The organism is Neisseria sp. P0021.S007, assembly GCF_051956855.1.
In genome coordinates this window covers 395751-420243 of sequence record NZ_JBQCXA010000002.1, presented here as the reverse complement: position 1 = coordinate 420243, position 24493 = coordinate 395751, and the positions used below count along the sequence as shown (strand labels likewise).

Below are 24493 nucleotides of genomic sequence, written 5' to 3'. Positions count from 1 at the left end.
GGCCGTCTGAAATTTTTCAGACGGCCTTTAGGTTTTAACTTCAAACAGTCAATTACATTCCGCCGTAATTCGGACCGCTTGCGCCTTCGGGGCAAATCCAAGTGATGTTTTGCGTCGGGTCTTTGATGTCGCACGTTTTGCAGTGGACGCAGTTGGCAGCGTTGATTTGCAGGCGCGGACTGCCGTTTTCTTCGACGATTTCATATACGCCGGCCGGACAATAGCGGGTTTCGGGCGAGGCGTATTCTTTGTAGTTTACGTCTATCATGACTTGCGGATTTTTCAGTACCAAATGGTCGGGCTGGTTTTCTTCGTGCGCAAGGTTGGCAAGGAAGACGCTGCTCAAACGGTCGAAAGTCAACACACCGTCGGGCTTCGGATAATCAATCGGCTTGCATTCGGCGGCTTTTTTGAGCTGCTCGTTGTCTTTGCCGTGATGTTTCAAGGTCCACGGGGCTTTGCCTCTGAAAATCATTTGGTCGATGCCGGTATAGATTGAGCCGAGGTAAACGCCCCATTTAAATGACGGACGGACATTGCGCGCGGCGTAAAGCTCTTGATACAGCCAGCTTTGTTCAAAACGTTGCTGATAATCCGCCGCCTCTTTGCCGCTGTCGAAGCTTTCCACTTCCTCGAGGTTTTCCAACATAGGGAACACGGCTTCTGCGGCAAGCATGGCGGATTTCATGGCCGTATGAATGCCTTTGATGCGCGGCATATTCAGGAAACCCGCCGCATCGCCGACCAAAACGCCACCTTTAAACGAGAGTTTCGGCAGGCTTTGCAAACCGCCTTCAATCAACGAACGCGCGCCATAAGCGATACGGCGGCCGCCTTCAAAGGTTTTGCGGATTTCAGGATGGGTTTTGAAACGTTGGAACTCTTCAAACGGCGACAGATAAGGGTTTTGATAATCTAAGCCGACCACAAAACCGACAGCGACTTTGTTTTCATCAAAGTGATAAATAAACGAGCCACCGTAGGTTTTGCTGTCCAACGGCCAGCCTGCGCTGTGCATGACCAAACCGGGCTGATGTTTTTCAGACGGCACTTCCCAAATTTCTTTAATGCCCAAGCCGTAAGTTTGCGGTTCGCTGTTTTGGTCGAGCTTGAATTGTTCAATGACTTGCTTGGAAAGCGAGCCGCGACAGCCTTCGGCAAACAGGGTTTGCTGCGCCCAAAGCTCCATGCCGGGCTGAAATGAATCGGTCGGTTCGCCGTCTTTGCCCACACCCATATTGCCGGTCGCAATGCCTTTGACCGAACCGTCTTCGTGATACAGCACTTCGGCGGCGGCAAAGCCCGGATAGATTTCCACGCCCAAATTTTCCGCCTGCTCTGCCAACCAGCGCACGACTTCACCCAAGCTGGCAATATAGTTCGCATGGTTGTCGAAATTCGGGGTAACCGGCAAGTTGAAGGCTTTTTTCTCGGTCAGGAACAAAACCCTGTCCTTCGTCACTGTACGCGTCAGCGGCGCGCCTTTTTCTTTCCAATCAGGAATCAACTCATTCAAAGAAATCGGATCGATGATGGCACCGGCTAGCGAGTGCGCACCGGCCTCCGAACCCTTCTCCACCACGCAAACGCTGATTTCGCGTCCATTCTTTTCGGCAAGCTGCTTGAGTTTGATGGCGGCAGACAAACCCGACGGGCCTGCGCCGACAATCACGACATCGTATTGCATACTGTCGCGCTCGATGGTTTCTGTCATAGTGGTTCCTGTATTGTCATTATTCAATTTAATCCGCTAATTATACAGCCTGGACATATAGTTACCAAATACAACAAAAGGCCGTCTGAAACTTTACTCAAATTTCAGACGGCCTTTACTGTATTCAAAAGATTACTGCGCTTTGGTTTCCGTTACAAAACCGATTTTGCTGATACCGGCTTCGCGCGCCGCTTGCAGGGCTTGGTTGACATAATCGTATTCAACCGCTTTATCCGCCGCAATCGCCACAATCACATCTTCGTTTTTCGCTTTGGCTTCTTTCAGCTTGGCAGTTACCGTTGCCAAATCCACTTTGTTATCCGAATCTCCGCCAACAACATAAGCACCATTGGCATCAATGCTCAAACGCAAAGGATCTTTAGGCTGCTGCTTATCCTCTTTCGCCGCTTTTTCCGAAGCAGTCGGCAACTCCAAAGGAATCGAGTGGGTCAGCACCGGCATGGTAATCATAAATACAATCAGCAACACCAGCATCACGTCCACCAAAGGTGTAACGTTGATATCCGACATCGGCGCATCATCGCCAGAATTCATTGATCCGAAAGCCATGATTTAATCCTTTTGATTCAGAAGGCGGACATGCAGGTCATGTGCAAATGCGTCCATATCTTGCGCGATGGTTTTTGTACCGCGATTGAGGAAGTTGTATGCCAATACAGCCGGAATCGCTACAAACAGGCCGACGGCAGTCGATACCAAAGCCTCACCAATCGGACCGGCTACCGCAGCAATGCTCATTTGACCGCTTTCGCTGATGCCGATCAGGGCATGGTAAATACCCCAAACAGTACCCAACAGGCCGATAAACGGAGCGGTTGCGCCGATGGAGGCCAACGCGGTCATGCCATAGTCGAACTGACGCATGGTTTGTGACATGCTGTTGCGGATGTGAACGACCAAGTATTCATTCAAAGGCAATTCGTCAATCAGCGATTTGCTTGTCGTTTGACGGTAGTTTTGGTATGCGCGCAGAGACTCATCGGCAACATTGCTCATCGGTGCTTCTACCGCTTTGGCTTTTTGTACGGCATCAGCCAGCGTAAACGCATTCAACATCAACTCTTTTACCTGAGCATTGCCTTTTTTCGCTTTGCGGTATTTGATGCAGCGAATCACAATGACACTCCAAGTCACCACACTCATCAACAACATCAGGACAAATACACCAATCAGTACCACATCACCTGATTTGAAAACTAAACTTAAATCCATAATTTTTCCAAGTTAAAAATAAAATTAAAATTTCTATCGGGTCATTTAAAAATATTCCCCAACAGCATATATTTTCCAATCAATCAGCTTAGTCCTAGATACTTATTCAAGCGTGAATTTGACAGGTACTTTAAATTCAGTCCAAACGCTTGCATGACAGCTACCATCTTTAACGGCTTTACGCGCTGCATTATCCAGACGACTATAACCACTTGATTTATTCACACTAATTGAATCCACTTTACCGCCGGGACCAACCAAGACTTTCAAAACAACCAAGCCCTCTTCGCCATTTTCAGTGGACAGTGAAGGATACGGAGGTCTCGGAATATGGCAGGTTCCTTTTGCCGGATTGCCTTTACTGCTGCCGGCACCTGTACCGCTGCCACCACCTCCGCCACCGGTACCGGAACCATGTTCGCCTTTCGCACCGCCGCTACCGGATCCGCCGCCTTCGCCACGGCCGCTGCCTGTACCTTTCGTACCGCCGCCGTTGCCTTTTCCTTCTCCACTCAAGGCTTTGCCTTCGCCGTTGCCTTTACCGTTTTCAGCAGTGTTCGGCCCGGTTTTGCTGCCTGAGTATTCAGATGCTTTAGGAGATGGTTTAGGTTCTGCCTTCGGCTCTGGTTTTGGTTCAGGTTTTGGCTCGGGCTTCGGCTCAGGTTTGGGTTCCGGCTTAGGCTCGGGCTTAGGTTTCTCGATAGGTTTCGGTTTTTCCTTTTGCTGCACGATATCCGCTTTTTCTTTTTTCGTTACCACAGGTTTGATAACAGGTTTGGGCGGTTCGACAGGCTTAGGTTTGGGTTTCGGCTTGGGTTTCGGTTGTTCTGGAGTAGGCTCGGGGGCTGCAGGTGCGCCTTCGCCCTCAGGACTACCGTCGCCACCGCCGAAATCGCCTAAATCGACAAATTCAATATTCGCCATTTCGACAGGAGGCGGTTTGTGCGCGTGCCATAAAAGTGCAACCAAGCCGACGTGAATCAACGCAACGGAAGTCACGACGGCTGGAGTTAAAATTCGTTTTTTATCCATAATTCCGTTATGTTAATAGCAACAATTCCCGTTTGCAAGTCGTTTTACAGTCAAAATAAGCATTAATGCTTATAGAGAAAGTTTATAGACCTGCTGTTTTAAAGGCTGCATATCATAATATGATATTAGCTCTCATTACTAATATTATCAAACAAAAGGTCGTTTTAAAAGATAAACGGTAAGACAAAACAGCCTATTCTTCCGGCGTTTATGCTATCCGCACATTAAACCAATATCGAAACCTCATCAGACCGATCAAAATTCAAATGGTTTCAAATCATCTGTATAAAACATCAGGCCGTCTGAAAACATTCTTTCAGACGGCCTGATTCAAACAAAATCATTTTTTCCGTTTCGCCCTTGGGTGCGCCTCATCATAAACGCGCGCCAAATGGTCAAAGTCCAGCTTTGTATAAACTTGCGTAGCGGAAAGGTTGCTGTGACCCAACAATTCCTGTACGGCGCGGATATCGCCCGATGCCTGCAAAAGATGGGTTGCATAGCTGTGGCGCATCATGTGCGGCGAGATATGGCTGGCGCTGCCCACGCGCACTGCCCACGCCTGCAGGCGTTTTTGAATTTGACGTTGCCCCAGCCTGCCGCCGTTCTTATTAGTAAACAAGGCCTGCTCGCCCTCTTTGGCAATACGCACTGCCAAATAATCACGCAATGCCGCAATGCTCTTGCCCACCAAAGGCACTTGCCGCTGCTTGCCGCCTTTACCCTTCACACTGACCCAGCCTTCGTCCAAAACGATACCGTCCAGATTCAAACCTTGTATCTCGCTCAGGCGCAAACCGCTACCATACATCAATTCAAACATGGCCTTATCGCGCACGTCCAATTCGTCATCAACAGGCGCATGGTCAAGGATATGGTTTAAAGGTTCTTGCGGTAGTGCTTTAGGCAAGCGTTCGGGCAGGCGCGGCGCTTTCATATTAAATGTCGGATCGCTTTCCATGACTTCTATCTGCACCAGCCAACTGCAATACTGCCGCCATACCGACAATTTCCGCGCCAAGCTGCTTTCGCTCAAGCCCTTTTGCGACAGCTTTTTCAATACCGCCACAAAATCACGGCGCGTCGGCAGACCGTTTTCCAGATTATCGGGCAATAGGCGCATCAATTCACTCAAATCGCGCCGATAAGCGGAAACGGTATGCTCCGACTTGCCTTGTTGCAGCAAGGTTTTCAGATAGCGTTCAAGATGAAGCGCAAAATTATTTGATTCCGCCATTTCAGACGGCCTCCAATGCTGCTTTCAAGGCCGAAGGCAGACGGCAGACGCGTTGTTTGCCATAATCAAAACACACCATGCCTGTCTGTACTTTCGCCAGCACAAGGCCGTCTGAAATCCTGCGGATACGGTACAACAAAGAAAAGCCCACACCGGCCATGCCTGCCGCCCCCATTTCTACCGACAGCTCATCGCCATGATGACCTTGCGCCAAATACTGCACCGCCGCATCCGCCATAATCAGGCCTGCCCCTCCAGCATCCATTTCGCTCCAACCCAGCTTCGCCAACCAACGCATCCGCACTTCATGGCACAAACGCAACACAGCATCGTTCGCCAAATGGCCGCCATAGTTCACATCGCCCACCTGCACCGTCAAGGCCGTCTGAAACAAAGGCTTATCACACTTGGCCACCGAAATCCTATCCATTTTGCACACCCGTTTTCAATACCACGCCATTATAAACCGAGACCCTGTTCGTTAATATATAAAAACAATGTAGCAGCTTGTAGTTTTTCATTTCAAAAAACATTATAATTTATCGGATAAATTTACCCTTCACTACTTCAGGAGCTTCTCATGGCACTCGTATCCATGCGCCAATTATTGGACCATGCTGCCGAAAACAGCTACGGTCTGCCCGCATTCAACGTTAACAACCTCGAACAGATGCGCGCCATCATGGAGGCGGCCGACCAAGTCAACGCCCCCGTTATCGTTCAAGCATCCGCAGGCGCACGCAAATACGCAGGTGCCCCATTCCTGCGCCATCTGATTTTGGCCGCAGTTGAAGAATTCCCGCACATCCCTGTCGTAATGCACCAAGACCACGGCGCATCTCCTGATGTGTGCCAACGCTCCATCCAACTGGGCTTCTCCTCTGTGATGATGGACGGCTCGCTGATGGAAGACGGCAAAACCCCTTCTTCTTACGAATACAACGTCAACGCCACCCGTACCGTCGTTAACTTCTCCCACGCTTGCGGCGTGTCCGTCGAAGGCGAAATCGGCGTATTGGGCAACCTCGAAACCGGAGAAGCCGGCGAAGAAGACGGCGTCGGCGCAGTGGGCAAACTTTCCCACGACCAAATGCTGACCAGCGTCGAAGATGCCGTACGTTTCGTTAAAGATACCGGCGTTGACGCATTGGCTATTGCCGTCGGTACCAGCCACGGTGCATACAAATTCACCCGTCCGCCCACAGGCGACGTATTGCGTATCGACCGCATCAAAGAAATCCACCAAGCCCTGCCCAACACCCACATCGTGATGCACGGTTCCAGCTCCGTTCCGCAAGAATGGCTGAAAGTCATCAACGAACACGGCGGCAAAATTGGTGAAACCTACGGCGTACCTGTAGAAGAAATCGTCGAAGGCATCAAACACGGCGTGCGCAAAGTCAACATCGATACCGACTTGCGCCTCGCCTCTACCGGTGCCATCCGCCGCTTCATGGCAGAAAACCCATCCGAATTCGACCCGCGCAAATACTTGAGCAAAACCGTCGAAGCCATGAAACAAATCTGTCTTGACCGCTACCTCGCATTCGGTTGCGAAGGCCAAGCCGACAAAATCAAACCGATTTCTTTGGAAAAAATGGCAACCAAATACGCCAAAGGCGAATTGAACCAAATCGTTAAATAATCCGTATCTCGGATTCACACTAAGGCCGTCTGAAAACTTGAAAATAAGGTTTCAGACGGCCTTAGCTTTTGGGAAATTTATAGTAAAATCTTCCACCGACTACACATCAAAACACATCGAAAGCAAACATGAAACTCGCCGTTATTTTGCCGGCCTATTGTGCCGAAGCTTATTTGCCCGAATGCTTGGATTCGGTATTGAATCAAACATTCCGTGACTTTTTCGTCATCGCCATCAACGATGCTTCAACAGACAAAACCGGCGAAATCCTCGAGGCTTACGCAGCTAAAGATTCACGTTTGCAGGTTTTCCACCTTCCGGAAAACAGGGGCGAGCCGTTTGCCTGCCAATTTGCCATGGATATGCTCAAAGACGTAAAGGTCGAATATGTGGCACGAATGGACGCAGACGATATTTGCGCCTTGGATCGTTTTGAAAAACAGATTCAGTTTTTAGACAGCCATCCCGAAATCGATATTGTCGGCAGCCAAGCCACCATCTTTTTCGACGACCAAACCGGAAGAGAACCCGTTTTAAGCGACCTCCCCCTGCTCGACAAAGACATTAAAGCCTTTCTCTCCTTTGCCGCCCAAAACATGTTCAACCCCACCACCATGTGGCGGCACGATAGCATTAAAAACCTTGGGATAAACTACACCGCGACAGAAACCGCTCCCGATTTCCATATGTGGGTACAATGCGCCCTACATGGCAAAACCTTTGCCAACCTGCCCGAGTCTTTGTTGTCATACAGGATACACACAAATCAAGAAAGCAAAAAAAGAGACAAAATCAACAGATCCGTCCAATACACCATGGAGTTGTGGATCAGTCATCTCTTCCCTGATTTGAACGCGACGGAAGTAACGCTCTTAAGCCGCATCTTGTACGAAAAGCAACTGCGCTTGACCACCGAAGAGCTGAAAACCATTTTTGCCGCGTATGACAGAATCAGTAAGGACCGCAGCATTTCTTTGTTTGGCGAAGACCGCAATACGATGTTCGACATGATAGACAATTTCTTCAATTTCTTAAAAAGCCGGTTGAAATTCACTTAAATTATAAAAGGCCGTCTGAAACCTCGTTTCAGACGGCCTTTATCTATTTCAAAATCAATCTAAATCAGAACAAGCCATGAATCACGCCGTCTGCATCCACATCGATTTTCTCGGCAGCTGGAACTTTCGGCAGACCCGGCATCTTCATCATGTTGCCGCACAGCGCAACGATGAAGCCCGCACCGGAAGAAACGGTAATACCGCGCACGGTAATGCGGAAGCCTTCAGGGCAGCCCAAGAGTTTGGCGTTGTCGCTCAAAGAATATTGGGTTTTCGCCATGCAGACCGGCATTTTGTCCAAGCCCAGTTTTTCCAGTGAAGCGATTTCGGCAGACGCTTCTGCGCTGAAATCGACATCTTCCGCGCCGTACACTTTTTGGGCAATCGCACGGATTTTGTCTTTAATGCTCAACTCAACATCGTAGGCAAAATTGAAGTTATTCGGTTGATTTTCGATGGCGTTGACGACTTTGTGCGCCAAGTCTGCACCACCCGCGCCGCCTTTACCCCACACTTCGGTCAAGGAAACTTCGACGCCGTGTTCCGCACAGGCTTTTTCAATCATGGCCAACTCGGCATCGGAGTCGGACACAAAGCGGTTGATGGCAACCACCACAGGCAGGCCGAATACGTTTTTCAGGTTGGAAATGTGTTTCAGCAGATTAGGCAGGCCTTTTGCCAAGGCTTCGAGGTTTTCTTCGCCGAGATTGGCACGCTCCACGCCGCCGTTGTATTTCAAAGCGCGGACGGTAGCCACGACAACAGCCGCATCAGGTTTCAAATCCGCCAGACGGCATTTGATGTCGCAGAATTTTTCCGCGCCCAAATCCGCGCCGAAGCCTGCTTCGGTTACGGCGTAATCGGCAAGGTGTTTCGCCAAACGGGTAGCGGTTACAGAGTTACAGCCGTGGGCGATGTTGGCGAACGGGCCGCCGTGTACAAAGGCCGGAGTGCCTTCGATGGTTTGTACCAAGTTAGGCTTAATCGCATCTTTAAGCAATGCCGCCATCGCGCCATTCGCTTTTAAATCTTTGGCGTAAACAGGGCTGCCGTCTTTGGCATAGGCGACAAGGATGTTGCCCAAACGCTCTTTTAAATCGCTGATGTCTTTGGCAAGACAGAATACTGCCATCACTTCGGACGCAACGGTAATGTCAAAACCATCGGGACGCATCACACCGTCAACAGGTTTGCCCATACCGTCGATAATGTTGCGCAACTGACGATCGTTCATATCGACCACGCGACGCCACAGCACGCGTTTCGGATCGATGTTCAACTCATTGCCTTGATAGATATGGTTGTCGAGCATGGCGGCGAGCAGGTTATTCGCCGCACCGATGGCGTGAAAGTCGCCGGTAAAGTGCAGGTTAATGTCTTCCATCGGCAAAACTTGGGCATAGCCGCCGCCTGCCGCACCACCTTTAACACCAAACACCGGACCCAAAGAAGGCTCGCGCAGGGCGATAACCGAGTCTTTGCCGATATGGCGCAATGCGTCCGCCAAACCGATGGTTACGGTGGTTTTACCCTCACCCGCAGGAGTCGGATTAATGGCGGTAACCAAAATCAGACGGCCTTGTTTTTCCGGCAGCTTGAATGCCTCGGCAGGATTGATTTTGGCTTTGTAATGACCATAGGGCTCGATGTTGTCAACGTTCAAACCCAGCTTGGCGGCAATTTCACCAATCGGGCGCATGGTGGAAGACTGGGCAATTTCAGCATCGGTTTTGAAGCTCATGATTTTCCTTTATTGAGAGAGGGAAAGGCCGTCTGAAACAATATAATAAAGACGGCTGGAAGAAAAAGAATATTAGTTCTATTATAGCGTTTTCCAAAGACAAACCGCAGTGAAAATTTCGATATTTCATCAACAAGCGGATTCATATTGTCAACAATTTGAAACAAAGGAATAAAACATGAGCAGTAACGCATGGCTGTTTTGGGCATTGGCATCGGCAGGCTTCGCCTCATTGACCGCCATTTTCGCCAAAATGGGTTTACAGGGCATAGATTCAGATTTCGCCACCTTTATCCGCACCTTGGTCATCCTCGCCGCTTTGGTATTGTTTTTAACCTACACCGGCAAATGGCAGGGTGTGAACGGCTTTACCGGCCGCAACTGGACATTCCTCATCCTATCCGGCCTCGCTACCGGCGCATCTTGGCTTGCCTACTTCAAAGCCCTGCAACTGGGCAACGCCTCACAAGTCGCGCCCGTCGACAAATTCAGCCTGGTCTTGGTTGCCCTGATGGCCGTCGTTTTCTTAGACGAGCGCCCAAGCACGCAGGAATGGATAGGCTTAGGCTTGGTAACCGCAGGCGTATTGACTTTGGCTTTGAAACGATAAAAATTGGGACATCAAAAAAGGCCGTCTGAAAAATTTCAGACGGCCTTTGCTTTGCTTCAAACAATCAGCTCACAATTAATTTGAACCGACTTTGATTTTTTGCCACAAGTTGACAGACAGTTTTTTCGCATCTGCGCTCATTTGAGGCATGACGAAACCGTCTTTCATGTCTTGCTCGTTCGGGAAAATAGAACGTGTATTCACCAGCTCTGCAGGCATTTTTTCGCGTGCCGGTTTGCTGGCCGGGGCGAAGGTCACGGCAATACCGTTTTTCGCAGCCACTTCGGGATCAAGTGTGTAGTTGATGTATTTGTGGGCATTAGCGATGTTTTTTGCATCAGCCGGAATCAACCAAGATTCAATCCAGAAGCCCATGCCTTTCGGTGTCAACACTTCAATGCCGACGTTGTTTTTCACTTCTTCGGAACGCGCTTTGGCCAAGTTCAAGTCGCCGCCGTTACCTGCCGCCAAGCAGATATCGCCGCGCGCCAATTCGTCAATGATGGAAGGGCTGAAACGTTTCACGTCAGGACGGATAGACTTCAACACTTCCGCCGCCGCTTTCAAATCTTCAGGATTCGAGCCTTTAGGATCTTTACCCAAGTAGTTCAACAAGATTGGGAACATTTCGCTCGGGGTATCCCACAAAGCGATGCCACAAGATTTCAGCTTGTTGGTGTATTCGGGTTTGAACAGCAAATCCCAGCCGTTTTCAGGCAATTTTCCGCCCAAAAGCTCTTTGCCCTTCGCCGTAATCGCAATCGTATTCACACCTGAGAAGTATGGAACGGCGTATTGATTGCCAGGGTCGGCGGTTTCCAACATCTTCAGCAATTCAGGGTCGATGTTTTTGTAGTTCGGAATCAGATCCTTATTGATTTTTTGGTATGCACCTGCCTCAATTTGGCGCGGCAGGAAGGCAATACCGGGTACAACCAAGTCATAGCCGGATTTGCCGGTCAGCATTTTGGCTTCCAACGTTTCGTTGTTTTCATACAAATCGTAAGTCAGCTTCAAATTGTTGGTTTTTTTGAAGTCTTCGACTGTACTTTCGTCAACGTAGTTTGACCAGTTGTAGATATTCAAAGTATCGGTGGCGGCTGCTTCGGTATTGGCAGCAGGCGCGCTGCCTGCTTGAGGTTGCTCGGCTTTTTTCTCGCCACCGCCGCACGCGGCCAAAGACAATGCGGCCAATACGGCTAATACGGATTTTTTCATACGGGCAGATTCCTGATGAAAGAGTGGTTAATGTCAATAAATAAGAAACCCTGCACCCCATAAACACCCCGGCGCAGAGTTAGGTTATTGTAATGGAAACGTAAGCAAACGCAAAGCAATATCCATCTGATTTTTATTGAAATAAGGCAAAGCAACACCATCTTTTTACCAAAAGCGTTGCACCGGCTGTAGTTTTTGGGCAAAATACGGCTGATTTGCGCGCGTTATAGAGAAAAAGCTTGCATATAAGGAAATCTGTCTTTAAAATTGCGCGTTTACAGAATTTATTTTTCAGGAGATATTCAATATGGCAAACAGCGCACAAGCCCGCAAACGTGCCCGCCAGTCGGTTAAACAACGCGCCCACAACGCCAGCCTGCGTACTGCATTCCGTACCGCTGTGAAAAAAGTGTTGAAAGCAGTTGAAGCCGGCGACAAAGCTGCTGCTCAAGCAGTTTACCAAGAATCCGTTAAAGTCATCGACCGTATCGCTGACAAAGGCGTATTCCACAAAAACAAAGCAGCCCGTCACAAAAGCCGTCTGTCTGCTAAAGTAAAAGCTTTGGCTTAATACTGATGCAGATGCTGGAAGTCCTGATAACCAAAGCAGGATAATCGAGCTGATACGATGCCCCTGAGGTCTTGCCTTTCAGGGGCATTGCCGTATTCACAGTCCAAACCAACTAAATAAAACCATTTACCCTTTCATCAGGCCGTCTGGAAAACAACGGAAACTCTCATGAACAAGATGTTGAAACATTCCCTAAGTATCGGATTCATTGCCGCCGCCCCGCTGGCCGCCGCCGATACCGCCCTACACTGCACCACCATTCAAGACAACGCCACCCGTTTGGCGTGTTACGACAACATCTACTCGGCGCAACTCCCCCCTCAATTCCCACTGCCGCAAGCGCAAACCGAAACCGCCAAAACACCAGTTGACCTCGAACAAAGCGTCCGCAAGAGCATCGAGAAAAAAGAAGCGGCCATCGTATTCGACAACCCTACCCATCCGAATATTTCAGACGACGTATTAAGCGAAACTACCGACAGCTACACACCTTTAAGCCTGATGTACGATTTGGATAAAAACGACACACGCGGCCTGTTGAGCGTACGCGAGCACAACCCTATGTACCTCATGCCCGTTTGGTACAACAGCAGCCCCAACTATTACCCGGAATCCCCCAGCCGCGGCGTAACCACACAGGAAAAATTCAGCGAGCAAAAACGCCTCGAAACCAAAATGCAGGTTTCCTTCAAAAGCAAGATTGCCGAAGATTTATTCAAGACCCGTGCCGACGTATGGTTTGGCTACACCCAAAAATCCGACTGGCAAATCTTTAACCAAGGCCGCAAATCCGCTCCGTTCCGCAATACCGACTACGAGCCTGAAATCTTCATTACCCAACCCGTTAAAGCAGACCTGCCTTTCGGCGGCAAACTGCGCATGGTTGGCGCAGGTTTTGTTCACCAATCCAACGGTCAAAGCCGCCCCGAATCACGCTCATGGAACCGCGTTTACGCCATGGCCGGTATGGAATGGGGCAAGCTGACCGTTATTCCTAGAGTTTGGGTGCGTGCCTTCGACCAAAAAGGGGATGACGATGACAATCCGGACATCAACAAATACATGGGCTACGGCGACTTAAAAGTCCAATACCGTTTCAACGATAAGCAAAATGTTTATTCCGTCCTGCGTTACAACCCGAAAAGCGGACGCGGTGCCGTTGAAGCGGCCTATACTTTCCCCATCAAAGGCAAACTCAAAGGCGTTGTCCGCGGCTTCCACGGCTACGGCGAAAGTCTGATTGACTACAACCACAAACAAAACGGCATCGGCTTCGGCCTGATGTTCAACGACTGGGACGGCATCTAAATGACCCCATATTATTTCAGACGGCCTTTGCAATCAAGGCAGCCGTCTGAAACAATGAAACAAAACAAGCCATTCGTTTAAAATACTCGTTTCCTAGCGTCCAAACGCGTATAATGCAAAGTTTGGGCAAAACTTGCCGGAATGAAACAAAGATGACAGAAGCCGCAGCCGAAAGCGGAAAAATCGCCAAGGCTTTAAAGAAATACCTGATTACAGGCGTGCTGGTTTGGTTGCCGATTGCCGTAACCATCTGGGCGATGAGCTATATCATCTCCGCCGCCGACAAACTGATCAACCTATTACCGGAAAGCTGGCAGCCCCAGCATTTCTGGGGGTTCAACATTCCCGGCTTGGGCATCGTCGCCGCCACAGTCGTCTTGTTCGTTACCGGTGTATTCGCCGCCAACGTATTGGGCAGACGGATTCTCGGCGCATGGGACAGCCTTTTAGGACGCATTCCCGTCGTCAAATCCATCTACTCCAGCGTTAAAAAAGTTTCCGAATCCCTGCTCTCCGACAGTAGCCGCTCGTTCAAAACCCCCGTACTGGTTCCCTTTCCGCAACCGGGCATTTGGACGATAGCCTTTGTTTCCGGCCATATCCCCGACAAACTCAAAGGCAGCCTGCCGCAAGATGACGACTATATTTCCGTTTACGTCCCAACCACGCCCAACCCGACCGGCGGCTACTACATCATGGTTAAAAAAAGCGACGTTCGCGAGCTGGACATGAGTGTGGATCAGGCATTGAAATATGTAATTTCACTGGGCATGGTGATGCCGGACGACTTACCAGTTAAAGCCCTACCTGCCCAAAAGCCGTCTGAAGACGGTGATACCGAACACAACAATTAAGGTCTTCTTTTTTTCAGACGGCCTTTCCTTCTTTTCAAATTGAACAATATAAAAAGGTGATTTTATGCGTACCAACTATTGCGGCCTTATCAGCGAGCAATACTTAGACCAAACCGTTACCGTCAAAGGCTGGGTACACCGCCGACGCGACCACGGCGGTGTGATTTTTATCGACCTGCGCGACCGCGAAGGCATCGTTCAAGTCGTTATCGACCCTGATACTCCGGAAGCATTTGCCGCTGCCGACTCTTCCCGCAACGAATACGTTTTAAGCATTACCGGCCGCGTACGCAACCGTCCAGAAGGTACAACCAACGACAAAATGATTTCCGGCAAAATCGAAATCCTTGCCAAAGAAATCGAAGTCTTGAACGCTGCCGCTACGCCTCCGTTCCAAATCGACGATGAAAACATCAGCGAAAACGTTCGCCTGACCAACCGCGTTATCGACTTGCGCCGTCCTGCCATGCAACGCAACCTGCGCCTGCGTTACCAAGTGGCCATGGGCGTTCGCCGCTACTTGGACGCACAAGGCTTCATCGACATCGAAACACCGATGCTGACCCGCTCCACTCCGGAAGGCGCGCGCGACTACCTCGTACCAAGCCGCGTTCATCCGGGCGAATTCTTCGCGCTGCCGCAATCTCCACAATTGTTCAAACAATTGCTGATGGTTGCCGGTTTCGACCGTTACTACCAAATCACCAAATGTTTCCGTGACGAAGACTTGCGTGCCGATCGCCAACCTGAATTTACTCAAATCGACTTAGAAACCTCGTTCTTGAACGAGGATGAAATCATGGACATCACTGAAGGCATGGCCAAACAAGTCTTCAAAGATGCTTTAAACGTAGATTTGGGCGACTTTCCTCGCATGCCTTACTCTGAAGCCATGTTCTACTACGGCTCTGACAAACCGGATATGCGCATCAACTTGAAATTCACCGAGTTGACCGACCTAATGAAGACCGAAGAATTCAAAGTCTTCCGTGGTGCAGCCGACATGAAAGGCGGCCGCGTAGTCGCTCTGCGCGTGCCTAACGGTGCGAAATTCAGCCGCAAAGAGATCGACGAATATACTAAATTTGTCGGCATCTACGGCGCGAAAGGTCTGGCATACATCAAAGTAAACGATGTCAGCAACCTCTCCAACGGCGAAAACAGCGGCCTGCAATCTCCAATCGTGAAATTCCTGTCCGAAAACGCCCTGAAAGAAATCATCGAGCGTACCGGCGCGCAAAACGGCGACATCATCTTCTTTGGCGCAGACAAAACCAAAGTTGTGAACGAAGCCATCGGCGCATTGCGTATTAAAGTCGGCTTGGAACACGGTAAAGACAACGGCTACTTCGTAGACGAATGGAAACCTTTGTGGGTTGTCGATTTCCCAATGTTCGAATACGACGAAGAAGCCAACCGCTACGTAGCCGTACACCATCCGTTTACAGCGCCTAAAGAAGGTCATGAAGACCTGATGGTTTCCGACCCTGCAAACTGCCTGGCCCGTGCCTACGACATGGTATTGAACGGCTGGGAAATCGGCGGCGGCTCTATCCGTATCCACCGCGCAGACGTACAAGAGAAAGTGTTTGCCGCGCTGAAAATCAGCCCTGAAGAGCAACAAGAGAAATTCGGCTTCCTCTTGGACAACCTGAAATTCGGCGCGCCTCCGCACGGCGGCCTTGCATTCGGCCTCGACCGTCTGGTTACCCTGATGACCGGTGCAGAATCTATCCGCGACGTGATTGCCTTCCCAAAAACACAACGTGCACAATGTCTGCTGACCAATGCACCTAATGTGGTCGACGACAAACAACTTCGCGAGTTAAGCCTACGTCTGCGTCAGAAAGCAGTTGAAACAAAAGAAGCATAATTTACCGGCTTAACCTTTAAAATATCAAGGCCGTCTGAAATTTTTGAAATTTCTTTCAAATTTTTCAGACGGCCTTTCTACATTTTGGTCGTTTATATATAATCAACCCGCAAACTGTTTTATTTTAAATGTTCACTTTAATGACGTTAGAGTATGAAAAACAACCGTTTGTAAGAAAAACAAACAAATAAGCTCCACAAGCACTATCATGACTGTTACAACAATAAAGGAACCAAACAATGTTTCTGATACTGACGGGGCTGATACTGACTTTTTTTATTTTGTTGTTTATTATTACTTCAATTATTCACAAAAAACAGTTTGCCTATAACACACACCAAGACTATAACTATCCCTCCCTTCCCTCTACCGCGCATGCTACCCTCAAAGGCGGCAGCCTAACCTTGCCCGCCACTGTCAGCGGACAGGATACCGTCATTGCCAAAATCCGTATCAAGTCCAACTGGATGGGACTGCTGTTCTTGCCTTTTATCGAAACCATTTCATCCAAAGGCAAATGGAAGCAATATTTCGAATACGGCGCAAAAGGCGTGCGCTATATCAATCTGAGCGACACCTTCTCCGACAGTGACAAAACCATCCGTTTGGAAGGCAAATACCTGTCCTTGCCCGATCAAGAAATCGAACTCTCCGTTTATCCGCGTGAAAACCTCGACGGCAAAAAAATCCTTGTCCTCGCGCCCCATGCCGACGATGCTGAACTCAGCGCATACGGTTTGTACGAAAAACACGCCGCCAATTCAATGATCTGCACCTTAACCGCTAGCGAAGGCGGCAGCTTCCACTATGGCAACCTTTATAGCACGTGCGACTGCGACACCCAGGCACAATATCTGCAAAAAGGCCGGATGCGCGTTTGGAACAGCCTGACCGTTCCCCTTTTGGCCGGTGTGCCGTCTGAAAACATCCTGCAACTGGGCTACTTCGACAGCACATTGACCGCCATGCGCCAAAATCCGGAAAAAGAGATTAAATCGACCAAGATCGATACGACCGACGTCTATATTTTCCGTCGTGCCAATACATCCCCATTGGCGAAACACCTCAAACCCGGCTCAACTTGGAACAGCTTGGTAGACAACCTTGGCTATCTGATAGAAACGTTCCAGCCGGATATTATCGTGTCGCCGTCCCCCAATATTGATGCGCATCCCGACCACCAACATACTGCGCTGGCCGCCATCGAAGCCCTGCGCAAAATCGATTACCGCCGCGGCAATCTGTTTTTGCACACCATACATTATCTGAGCGACGACTTCCCTATCGGCAAAGTAGGCTCTTCCCTCAGCCTGCCGCCATCCTCCGAGCAACCGTTTTACTTCCAAAGCATCTATTCCCATCCTTTGGATAGAGAAGAGCAAAACCGCAAACTTCTCGCCCTTGACGCCATGAACGACATCCGTCCTAATTCAGACGGCTATATGCGTTGGAGTACCATGATATTCAAAGGCCTAAACAAACTGCGACACCATGTCCTCCATCTCGACAAAGACTTGGTCAACCGCTTTGTCCGCAGCAACGAATTCTTCTATACCGTCCCCATCAGCGACTTGTACCAAGAAGATACGCTGAAACAAATCACTTATCAGGGCAAAGCCCTATAAACCACAAAGGCCGTCTGAAAAGATGTTTCAGACGGCCTTTATCACACCAAATCAAAACAATAAAATCACTACATTACAAACGAAAAACACCAAACCCAACCAAACGCGACAACCCAAGTTATAATAAAACCCTTCCCACACGTCCCACATCATCATGCCGATTTACTTCATCGCCGATTTGCACCTGAGCGAATCCCATCCTCAACTGACCGCACTCTTCCAGAAATTTATCCAAGAAAAAGCCGTTCATGCCCAAGCCGTATACATTCTTGGCGACCTTTTCGATTTTTGGATCGGCGATGACGAAAACAGCCCTTTGGTTCAAATCATCAAGCAAACCATCCGCAGCCTGACCGAGCGTGGTGTCGCCTGCTATTTCATCCACGGCAACCGCGACTTCCTCATCGGCAAAACCTTCGCCCGCGATACCGGCATGACCTTACTGCCCGAGTACGCCGTTATCGACTTGTTCGGCACACCCACCCTGCTCTGTCACGGCGACACCCTCTGCACCGACGACCATTCTTATCAAAAATTCCGCCGTACCGTCCATCAAAAATGGCTGCAACGCCTGTTTCTGCTCCTGCCGCTCACACTCCGACTGAACATCGCCACCAAAATCCGCAAACAGAGCAAACAGGACAAGCAACACAAAACCGCCGACATCATGGATGTCAATCCGGCCTTTACCCACGAAACCGTCCAACGCTTCCACACGCCCCTGCTCATCCACGGCCATACCCACCGCGAAAACATCCATCGCAACGCCGATTACACCCGCATCGTACTTGGCGACTGGCGCGACAATTACGCCTCCATTCTCGAAGTCGATGCCGAAGGCTACCGTTTTATCGCCTTATAAAACATCAGGCCGTCTGAAAACCGGTTTCCCGATTGTTCAGACAGCCTGACTGACAAATATCCTCAACCGGTTTACGCAAACCAACCGCGTATCCGCTCCAAACCACCAAAGCGCACACACGCATCCGCATTCGCCTCAGTTTTCGGTTTCGCCCGATAAGCAATGCCGAATCCCGCCTCCCTTATCATCGGAATATCGTTCGCACCATCACCCATCGCCACCACCTGCCACGGAGCCAAACCCAGACGCTCACGGTATTCACGCAACAAATCCGTCTTAGCCTGTGCATCGATAATCCGCCCTTTCAGACGGCCTGTCAGCTTGCCGTTTTCCACTTCCAACACATTCGCAAAATGGAAATCCAAGCCCAAACGCCGTTGTAGGCGTTCCGTAAAGAACGTAAATCCGCCCGACACCAGCATAAACTTCACATCATTCCGTTTACACTCTTCCAACAAAAATTCCGCGCCCGGCGACAGCTGCAACACATTCTCGTACACCTCTTCCAACACGCGCTCGTCCAAACCGGCCAGCAAAGCCACACGCTTGCGCAAAGACTGCTCAAAGTCCAGCTCGCCGCGCATCGACTGCTCCGTAATCTTGGCCACCTCATCTTTCAGCCCGACACCGGCCGCAATCTCATCCACGCACTCAATCGTAATCAGCGTCGAATCCATATCGCTGACAATCAGCCTCAAATCAGCAAAAGCCATATCCGGCAACATCGCGCCATCTATCTGCTGCGCAATCAACGCCGCACGCATCTCGTCCGTCAATTCAAAATCATCCGAAACCGGCACACGCAACACCGACTTCCCTGATGGCGCAGACACCAAACCGCCAAACGCCGACCAGTCGCACGCGCCCAAATCCCCATGTTGCAACACCAAAACTTTCTTCATCTCATTCTCCTCATACCCCAAAACCTTTGCAAACAGATCGGGTACACATTCAGCCTAAAACCCCGAAACCGTATTTTTGCGAAGACCTTAAAAAACCAAAACAGCATTATAGCCAACCACCCCGAAAATTTTTAGACGGCCTGGAAACAAATTCAGCTAGAGCTACCAACCCCTGCATCAACCAAGTAATTACTCAAAAATTTGATTTTAGGCAAGCCGACTAAAAATTTTTGCCAGTAACAGGCAACTTGTGTTGATTTTTCTTACAGTTTCGATATAGTTACTTATAGCTAGTTTGGCACTACTCCTTATATCTAGCTTTCATTGCATTACCACCTCCATTCGTTGCCAACGACTTCCTTTCCGGTGGCAACCTTTTTTTTGGCTCGATGGTTTGACAATATCAAATTTAAATGAAATAAAATGATTCAGGGATCTATATTTAAAAACAAACCCTTCCTCATCTGCGCACGCATTTCATGCCTTGCAGCTATTTTATCTAACAGTTTGAAGAAGCCCTCACTTTAACTCAATTCGGTTAGTCAGGAGATTTCAGCTTTCCCCCCCCGACCGACTCAATCAATATGGCCATGTACACACACATCAGAGTAATGCTCAGAGTATGGCTGCTCCCAATCACTGATGCCTGCCGTTTTAATTGTCCTTAGCCTATCCTCTATTACCATCATCTCAAGATTCAATCCCTATCTGATAACTCACTGAATTTGAATGAAAAAATTATTTAAATGTTAAAATGTGCAAAACGCTTGCTTTCAATCCTAACAAGAGATATAGTACTAAATAACTAGTTCTTATTGATGAGAGATACTCCTTGGATACTTGCCTCCGGTCCTCCAACCCGGGGGCATTTTTTTACATTTTTATTTTGTGTTCGTATGGATAGGATAAAGACGAAACACCCACCACAAATCAACAAACAAATCGAACCGCAAACTGCGTTTTCCAAACGCTCAGGCCGTCTGAAACCCGCTCTCGAATATTATTCATGCCATATTTCAGACAGCCTGTTTAACCCTCTATTGCAAAGCTTGGCACAAGCACCTCTGACCGACGGCAATTAATTACTATATAATCAAACGCATCATCATCCCTACAAAGGAGCCACACCATGACCACAAAAATTAAAATTGGTATCGTCGGTGCAACCGGTTACACAGGCGTTGAATTGTTACGCCTGCTCAGCAGCCACCCCAACGCAGAAGTCACTGCCGTCACCAGCCGAAGCGAAGCCGGTATTGCGGTTGCCGACTACTTTCCCAGCCTGCGCGGCATTTACGACCTTGCATTCCAAACGCCCGAAGATGCCGGGCTTGACCGTTGCGACCTCGTGTTCTTCGCCACACCCAACGGCGTGGCCATGAAAGAAGCACCGTCCCTTGTCGAAAAAGGCGTACGCGTGATTGACCTGTCTGCCGACTTCCGCATCCGCGACATCTCAACATGGGAACAATGGTACAAAATGACCCATGCCGCGCCGCAACTCGTTTCCCAAGCAGTGTACGGTTTGTGCGAACTTCACAAAGACGACATCGCCAAAGCCATGCTGGTGGCCAATCCGGGCTGCTACCCCACCTGCGTTTCCCTGCCCTTATTGCCACTGCTTCAGGCTGGCCGTCTGAAAGCCAATGCGCCGCTGATTGCCGACTGTAAATCCGGTGTTTCCGGTGCAGGCCGCAAAGCCAGCACCCACGCCCTATTGTGCGAAGCAGGCGACAACTTCAAAGCCTACGGCGTCGGCGGCCACCGCCATCTGCCTGAAATCCGACAAACCCTGTCCGGGCTGCAAGACCATGTTTCAGACGGCCTGATTTTCGTGCCACACCTTGTTCCAATGATACGCGGTATGCACGCCACCCTGTATCTGCACCTGCAAGAACATACCGATCCTGAAGCCTTACTGCGCGAATACTACCGCGACAGTCCTTTTGTCGATATCCTGCCTTCAGGTTCGACACCTGAAACCCGCAGCGTGCGCGGCGCCAACCTTTGTCGTATCAGCGTTCAAAAAGCGCCCGAACAAGACGATGTGTGGATTGTTCTTTCCGTCATCGACAACTTGGTCAAAGGCGCAGCCGGTCAAGCCGTGCAGAATATGAACATCATGTTCGGCCTACCCGAAACCACCGGCCTGACTAATGCACCATTGATGCCTTAAGCCATCATTATTAAAAACACAAGGCCGTCTGAAACTTTGATCATTCAGACGGCCTTTATCGATTCATTCACAAACATCACTCATACACTACGCCGGCAAGCATTTCTTCTTCATTCAAGTTGCCGTACTGTTGCTCCCAATCGTGGGTAGCCTCCACCATATCGCATTCTTTGGCAAAAGCCAGCAGCCTGCCGTCCATCTGATCCAGACTCAAGCTGCCCAAGCGTTCGCATTCCGAAGCCGTCAGATTACCGTCCGCCTCATGCGCCTCCGAAGATCCGAAAGGCAGAGCAAAAAAACCCAGTACCAACGCCAGCAGCACCCAAAAAGTATTTTTACGCGAACGAGTCATTTCACACCTCTCATCATAATCATATAGCAGGTTTAAATCAGAAAAACTAAACCAAATAAAATTAAACTAAGAAAAATCGAACAGAAATTTAGAAATATCGATTTATCTAAGACAAAACGAATAATACTAAGAAAAAATAGAATATGCAATACTTTTTCTTAGATGAAGTAATTTTTTTCTTACAATTTTATAAAAACTAAGGTAAAATACACTCAAATCGTCCAAACCATATAAAAAACATACCTCCACAAAGGCATAAACATGGATACCTTTAAAGACCGCCTGGCTTTCTTATGGAAAGATGAAGCCCGCCAAGCCAAAATTGCCGCCGACATCGATATGACCATCGCCGGATTCAGCCGTATCTGGAACGAAGGAGGCCTGCCGAAATCGGAAACGCTAAAAAAAATCAAACAACTTAAAGGCTGCAGCATAGACTGGCTTTTAACAGGCGAAGGTTCTCCCTTCCCTGATTCCGAAGCCCCAAAGGCCACAGCAACCGACACACTAGGCAACCCTGTCGATATAGACGAATTTGTCTTCGTACCGCGTTACGACATCCAGGCCGCGGCCGGACACGGCCAGCTCGTCGGCGATGAGCAACCCATATTCGCCATGGCGTTCCGACGCTATTGGATTGAAAATTATGTAACGCGAGACATCAAAAACCTTTCCGTTATCTCAGTCAAAGGCGACTCGATGGAAGGCGTGCTGAATGATGGCGACACCATCCTCATCAACCACGGCCAAACCACGCCGCGCGACGGCCTCTATGTTTTACGCCTCAATGAAAACCTTTTGGTCAAACGCCTGCAACTGATACCCGGTGGCATCGTCAACGTCATTTCTGCCAACGAAGCCTACCCTACTTTTGAAATCGACTTGAAAAACCCGACCGACGACGTTGCCATCATCGGCCGTGTAGAATGGTTTGGCAGAAGCATCTAAATCTGACATACTGGTGCTTGAAATTTCTGCCATGCCCTCCATGTAAGCTGGCAGACCCTGTCTGCACAAACTTGCCTTGGCTAACGGTTTGAGCGACAATAGTAAAAATATTCATATAAAAGGAATCACATCATGTCAGACGAAAGCCCTATTATCTTTACTGACAGCTGCTGCACCAAAGTTGCCGACCTGATCGCCGAAGAGAACAATCCCGATTTGAAATTGCGCGTATTCGTCAACGGCGGCGGTTGCTCCGGCTTCCAATATGGTTTTACCTTTGATGAAATCAAAAACGACGACGATTTCGAAATCCAAAAAAACGGCCTGACGTTCTTGGTCGACCCGATGAGCTACCAATATCTGGTTGGTGCAGAAATCGACTACACCGAAAGCCTGCAAGGTTCTCAATTCGTCATCCGCAATCCGAATGCCGAAACAACTTGCGGTTGCGGCTCGTCCTTCTCCGTATAAATAATCCGTTTCTTCATGAAAAACAGGCCGTCTGTATCTTCAGACGGCCTTTTGTGTGAATTTATTTTAAACAATATTGGATTTATCTTATAATAATAATATCGGGCGTGAATATTTACTCTACAATAGACATAACATTGGACATGCATATTGCCATATAAATAAAAAATCATTGTCCAGCCGATTAACGACACAAAGGCACCCCCTATCCGGTCTGCCTAAGACTGCGGCCTCTGTTTTTGCCTGCATCGCAAGCCAAAACAGCTCAAACACAATAACAAAACCTCAGACCCAACCCATTTGGTTGATGCAGTCGAAATATTCATGGGATATCAATGAGCAAACAAGAAAAATTTTTCGACGTATACGTTTCCTATCCGCCGAACACGGATAGGGAGCGCATCCATGCCTGCCTGTATGACAACCTGCCTGAAAACGAAGTCGAGAGTCTGATTCAAGCTTTGGCCGAGCGTCCGCAAGCTATTGTGGCCGAGAAATGCACCCAAGACGAGCGCGAAAATGCGCAGCATTACTTCAGCTATTTAGGTTTGGACGTAATCGTCCGTCAGGCTATGGAGTTGGAAGCGGTTGAAGAAGAACCCGTGTTGGCAGTCAACACGCCCGACCCTATCCAATGCCCAGTCTGCATGACGATTATCGACGAACTCGACGCACAGGAATGTAAAACCTGCCACTTTGATTTGACAGAAAAAAATGAGCTGGCCATCCAGCGCAAGCGCATTGAATGGCAGGAAAAAATCTCTTTCGAGCATAAAAAACAAACCGAAATTGCCCACAAGCTCAAATATGAACGCGAGCAGGAAGAGAAAAAGCTGCGCAAGAAAATCCGTGCTGAATTGGAATCCCAACTACGCGAAGAGTTAGGCCAAAATCCTGAGCTGGCCGCACTTGCAGCAAGGAAGAAAACACAGTTTCTGCTTACAATGGCTATCGTATTCGCCGTTTTGAGTCTGCTTGCACTCGGCTATATCGCTGCAAAATTCTTCTAAACTGATTCCAAAACTTAAGGCCGTCTGAAAAACAGATTTTCAGACGGCCTTTT

The 24493-nt window shown here is 49.1% G+C and carries 24 protein-coding genes; 14 read left to right on the top strand and 10 right to left on the bottom strand.

Annotation, left to right across the window (positions count from 1 at the left end):
* Positions 1–52 precede the first annotated feature (52 nt).
* From ACTHUR_RS05020 to ACTHUR_RS04995, 6 genes are all read right to left on the bottom strand, one after another.
* Positions 53–1714, bottom strand: a complete 1662-nt coding sequence (locus ACTHUR_RS05020; RefSeq protein ID WP_070695214.1) for an electron transfer flavoprotein-ubiquinone oxidoreductase — start codon at positions 1712–1714, stop codon at positions 53–55.
* Between the two features lie 132 nt (positions 1715–1846).
* A complete protein-coding gene (locus tag ACTHUR_RS05015) occupies positions 1847–2284 on the bottom strand; it encodes an ExbD/TolR family protein (RefSeq protein WP_049344497.1) in 438 nt (145 codons plus the stop codon).
* Between the two features lie 3 nt (positions 2285–2287).
* Entirely contained in the window at positions 2288–2947 is a 660-nt protein-coding gene (locus ACTHUR_RS05010) for a MotA/TolQ/ExbB proton channel family protein (RefSeq protein WP_049332314.1), read from the bottom strand.
* A 102-nt stretch (positions 2948–3049) separates the two neighbouring features.
* Entirely contained in the window at positions 3050–3979 is a 930-nt protein-coding gene (locus ACTHUR_RS05005) for an energy transducer TonB (RefSeq protein WP_049344498.1), read from the bottom strand.
* A 340-nt stretch (positions 3980–4319) separates the two neighbouring features.
* Complete coding sequence (locus ACTHUR_RS05000) at positions 4320–5216, bottom strand: tyrosine recombinase XerC (protein ID WP_070625055.1); 897 nt, start codon at positions 5214–5216, stop codon at positions 4320–4322.
* Position 5217: 1 nt separating this feature from the next.
* Complete coding sequence (locus ACTHUR_RS04995) at positions 5218–5646, bottom strand: acyl-CoA thioesterase (protein WP_070588022.1); 429 nt, start codon at positions 5644–5646, stop codon at positions 5218–5220.
* 150 nt (positions 5647–5796) lie between these two features.
* Here ACTHUR_RS04995 and fba point away from each other — a divergent pair, with 150 nt between their 5' ends.
* Positions 5797–6861, top strand: coding sequence for a class II fructose-bisphosphate aldolase (gene fba / locus ACTHUR_RS04990; RefSeq protein WP_003686828.1), 1065 nt, complete (start codon positions 5797–5799; stop codon positions 6859–6861).
* Positions 6862–6989: 128 nt separating this feature from the next.
* Positions 6990–7919, top strand: coding sequence for a glycosyltransferase family 2 protein (locus ACTHUR_RS04985; protein WP_004518819.1), 930 nt, complete (start codon positions 6990–6992; stop codon positions 7917–7919).
* A gap of 64 nt (positions 7920–7983) precedes the next feature.
* On the opposite strand, the gene ACTHUR_RS04980 is transcribed toward ACTHUR_RS04985, so the two are convergent.
* Positions 7984–9660, bottom strand: a complete 1677-nt coding sequence (locus ACTHUR_RS04980; RefSeq protein WP_004518820.1) for a formate--tetrahydrofolate ligase — start codon at positions 9658–9660, stop codon at positions 7984–7986.
* A 178-nt stretch (positions 9661–9838) separates the two neighbouring features.
* Here ACTHUR_RS04980 and ACTHUR_RS04975 point away from each other — a divergent pair, with 178 nt between their 5' ends.
* Positions 9839–10270 (top strand): EamA family transporter, encoded by a 432-nt coding sequence (locus ACTHUR_RS04975; RefSeq protein ID WP_003680126.1) that lies wholly within the window; start codon positions 9839–9841, stop codon positions 10268–10270.
* A gap of 75 nt (positions 10271–10345) precedes the next feature.
* Here the strand turns inward: ACTHUR_RS04975 and ACTHUR_RS04970 are convergent, their stop codons facing one another.
* Positions 10346–11488: an extracellular solute-binding protein gene (locus tag ACTHUR_RS04970; RefSeq protein ID WP_004518822.1), complete on the bottom strand. Its 1143-nt coding sequence runs from the start codon at positions 11486–11488 to the stop codon at positions 10346–10348.
* Positions 11489–11795: 307 nt separating this feature from the next.
* On the opposite strand from ACTHUR_RS04970, the gene rpsT reads away from it, so the two are divergent.
* The 6 genes from rpsT to lpxH all read left to right on the top strand — a co-directional run bounded on the left by rpsT (position 11796) and on the right by lpxH (position 18581).
* Positions 11796–12059 carry a 30S ribosomal protein S20 gene (gene rpsT, locus ACTHUR_RS04965; RefSeq protein ID WP_002212556.1) on the top strand — a complete coding sequence of 88 codons (264 nt, stop codon included), beginning with the start codon at positions 11796–11798 and terminating at the stop codon, positions 12057–12059.
* Between the two features lie 168 nt (positions 12060–12227).
* Positions 12228–13367, top strand: a complete 1140-nt coding sequence (locus tag ACTHUR_RS04960) for a phospholipase A (RefSeq protein WP_004518824.1) — start codon at positions 12228–12230, stop codon at positions 13365–13367.
* A gap of 152 nt (positions 13368–13519) precedes the next feature.
* Positions 13520–14221, top strand: coding sequence for a DUF502 domain-containing protein (locus ACTHUR_RS04955; RefSeq protein WP_039861915.1), 702 nt, complete (start codon positions 13520–13522; stop codon positions 14219–14221).
* Positions 14222–14285: 64 nt separating this feature from the next.
* A complete protein-coding gene (gene aspS / locus ACTHUR_RS04950; protein WP_004518826.1) occupies positions 14286–16094 on the top strand; it encodes an aspartate--tRNA ligase in 1809 nt (602 codons plus the stop codon).
* Positions 16095–16333: 239 nt separating this feature from the next.
* Positions 16334–17719: a PIG-L deacetylase family protein gene (locus ACTHUR_RS04945; protein WP_004518827.1), complete on the top strand. Its 1386-nt coding sequence runs from the start codon at positions 16334–16336 to the stop codon at positions 17717–17719.
* A gap of 151 nt (positions 17720–17870) precedes the next feature.
* A complete protein-coding gene (gene lpxH / locus ACTHUR_RS04940; protein WP_198400576.1) occupies positions 17871–18581 on the top strand; it encodes a UDP-2,3-diacylglucosamine diphosphatase in 711 nt (236 codons plus the stop codon).
* 71 nt (positions 18582–18652) lie between these two features.
* On the opposite strand, the gene serB is transcribed toward lpxH, so the two are convergent.
* Complete coding sequence (serB, locus tag ACTHUR_RS04935; RefSeq protein ID WP_039861844.1) at positions 18653–19483, bottom strand: phosphoserine phosphatase SerB; 831 nt, start codon at positions 19481–19483, stop codon at positions 18653–18655.
* 896 nt (positions 19484–20379) lie between these two features.
* Here serB and ACTHUR_RS04930 point away from each other — a divergent pair.
* Positions 20380–20565 (top strand): hypothetical protein, encoded by a 186-nt coding sequence (locus ACTHUR_RS04930; RefSeq protein ID WP_004518831.1) that lies wholly within the window; start codon positions 20380–20382, stop codon positions 20563–20565.
* Between the two features lie 47 nt (positions 20566–20612).
* Complete coding sequence (argC, locus tag ACTHUR_RS04925) at positions 20613–21659, top strand: N-acetyl-gamma-glutamyl-phosphate reductase (protein ID WP_004518832.1); 1047 nt, start codon at positions 20613–20615, stop codon at positions 21657–21659.
* A gap of 76 nt (positions 21660–21735) precedes the next feature.
* Here argC and ACTHUR_RS04920 read toward each other — a convergent pair whose 3' ends face one another.
* Complete coding sequence (locus ACTHUR_RS04920) at positions 21736–22011, bottom strand: hypothetical protein (RefSeq protein WP_003680156.1); 276 nt, start codon at positions 22009–22011, stop codon at positions 21736–21738.
* Between the two features lie 261 nt (positions 22012–22272).
* On the opposite strand from ACTHUR_RS04920, the gene ACTHUR_RS04915 reads away from it, so the two are divergent.
* The 3 genes from ACTHUR_RS04915 to ACTHUR_RS04905 all read left to right on the top strand — a co-directional run bounded on the left by ACTHUR_RS04915 (position 22273) and on the right by ACTHUR_RS04905 (position 24440).
* On the top strand, positions 22273–22959 hold the full coding sequence (locus tag ACTHUR_RS04915) for a S24 family peptidase (protein ID WP_004518834.1): 687 nt from the start codon (positions 22273–22275) through the stop codon (positions 22957–22959).
* A 132-nt stretch (positions 22960–23091) separates the two neighbouring features.
* Positions 23092–23430, top strand: a complete 339-nt coding sequence (gene erpA, locus ACTHUR_RS04910) for an iron-sulfur cluster insertion protein ErpA (RefSeq protein WP_003680162.1) — start codon at positions 23092–23094, stop codon at positions 23428–23430.
* Between the two features lie 335 nt (positions 23431–23765).
* Positions 23766–24440 (top strand): hypothetical protein, encoded by a 675-nt coding sequence (locus tag ACTHUR_RS04905; protein ID WP_004518836.1) that lies wholly within the window; start codon positions 23766–23768, stop codon positions 24438–24440.
* The last annotated feature ends 53 nt before the right edge of the window (positions 24441–24493 follow it).

Bases quoted from the DNA above. Each gene is read 5' to 3' on its own strand.
- ACTHUR_RS05020 (WP_070695214.1), bottom strand. From the start codon at position 1,714: ATGACAGAAACCATCGAGCGCGACAGTATGCAATACGATGTCGTGATT.
- ACTHUR_RS05015 (WP_049344497.1), bottom strand. From the start codon at position 2,284: ATGGCTTTCGGATCAATGAATTCTGGCGATGATGCGCCGATGTCGGAT.
- ACTHUR_RS05010 (WP_049332314.1), bottom strand. From the start codon at position 2,947: ATGGATTTAAGTTTAGTTTTCAAATCAGGTGATGTGGTACTGATTGGT.
- ACTHUR_RS05005 (WP_049344498.1), bottom strand. From the start codon at position 3,979: ATGGATAAAAAACGAATTTTAACTCCAGCCGTCGTGACTTCCGTTGCG.
- ACTHUR_RS05000 (WP_070625055.1), bottom strand. From the start codon at position 5,216: ATGGCGGAATCAAATAATTTTGCGCTTCATCTTGAACGCTATCTGAAA.
- ACTHUR_RS04995 (WP_070588022.1), bottom strand. From the start codon at position 5,646: ATGGATAGGATTTCGGTGGCCAAGTGTGATAAGCCTTTGTTTCAGACG.
- fba (WP_003686828.1), top strand. From the start codon at position 5,797: ATGGCACTCGTATCCATGCGCCAATTATTGGACCATGCTGCCGAAAAC.
- ACTHUR_RS04985 (WP_004518819.1), top strand. From the start codon at position 6,990: ATGAAACTCGCCGTTATTTTGCCGGCCTATTGTGCCGAAGCTTATTTG.
- ACTHUR_RS04980 (WP_004518820.1), bottom strand. From the start codon at position 9,660: ATGAGCTTCAAAACCGATGCTGAAATTGCCCAGTCTTCCACCATGCGC.
- ACTHUR_RS04975 (WP_003680126.1), top strand. From the start codon at position 9,839: ATGAGCAGTAACGCATGGCTGTTTTGGGCATTGGCATCGGCAGGCTTC.
- ACTHUR_RS04970 (WP_004518822.1), bottom strand. From the start codon at position 11,488: ATGAAAAAATCCGTATTAGCCGTATTGGCCGCATTGTCTTTGGCCGCG.
- rpsT (WP_002212556.1), top strand. From the start codon at position 11,796: ATGGCAAACAGCGCACAAGCCCGCAAACGTGCCCGCCAGTCGGTTAAA.
- ACTHUR_RS04960 (WP_004518824.1), top strand. From the start codon at position 12,228: ATGAACAAGATGTTGAAACATTCCCTAAGTATCGGATTCATTGCCGCC.
- ACTHUR_RS04955 (WP_039861915.1), top strand. From the start codon at position 13,520: ATGACAGAAGCCGCAGCCGAAAGCGGAAAAATCGCCAAGGCTTTAAAG.
- aspS (WP_004518826.1), top strand. From the start codon at position 14,286: ATGCGTACCAACTATTGCGGCCTTATCAGCGAGCAATACTTAGACCAA.
- ACTHUR_RS04945 (WP_004518827.1), top strand. From the start codon at position 16,334: ATGTTTCTGATACTGACGGGGCTGATACTGACTTTTTTTATTTTGTTG.
- serB (WP_039861844.1), bottom strand. From the start codon at position 19,483: ATGAAGAAAGTTTTGGTGTTGCAACATGGGGATTTGGGCGCGTGCGAC.
- ACTHUR_RS04930 (WP_004518831.1), top strand. From the start codon at position 20,380: ATGGATAGGATAAAGACGAAACACCCACCACAAATCAACAAACAAATC.
- argC (WP_004518832.1), top strand. From the start codon at position 20,613: ATGACCACAAAAATTAAAATTGGTATCGTCGGTGCAACCGGTTACACA.
- ACTHUR_RS04920 (WP_003680156.1), bottom strand. From the start codon at position 22,011: ATGACTCGTTCGCGTAAAAATACTTTTTGGGTGCTGCTGGCGTTGGTA.
- ACTHUR_RS04915 (WP_004518834.1), top strand. From the start codon at position 22,273: ATGGATACCTTTAAAGACCGCCTGGCTTTCTTATGGAAAGATGAAGCC.
- erpA (WP_003680162.1), top strand. From the start codon at position 23,092: ATGTCAGACGAAAGCCCTATTATCTTTACTGACAGCTGCTGCACCAAA.
- ACTHUR_RS04905 (WP_004518836.1), top strand. From the start codon at position 23,766: ATGAGCAAACAAGAAAAATTTTTCGACGTATACGTTTCCTATCCGCCG.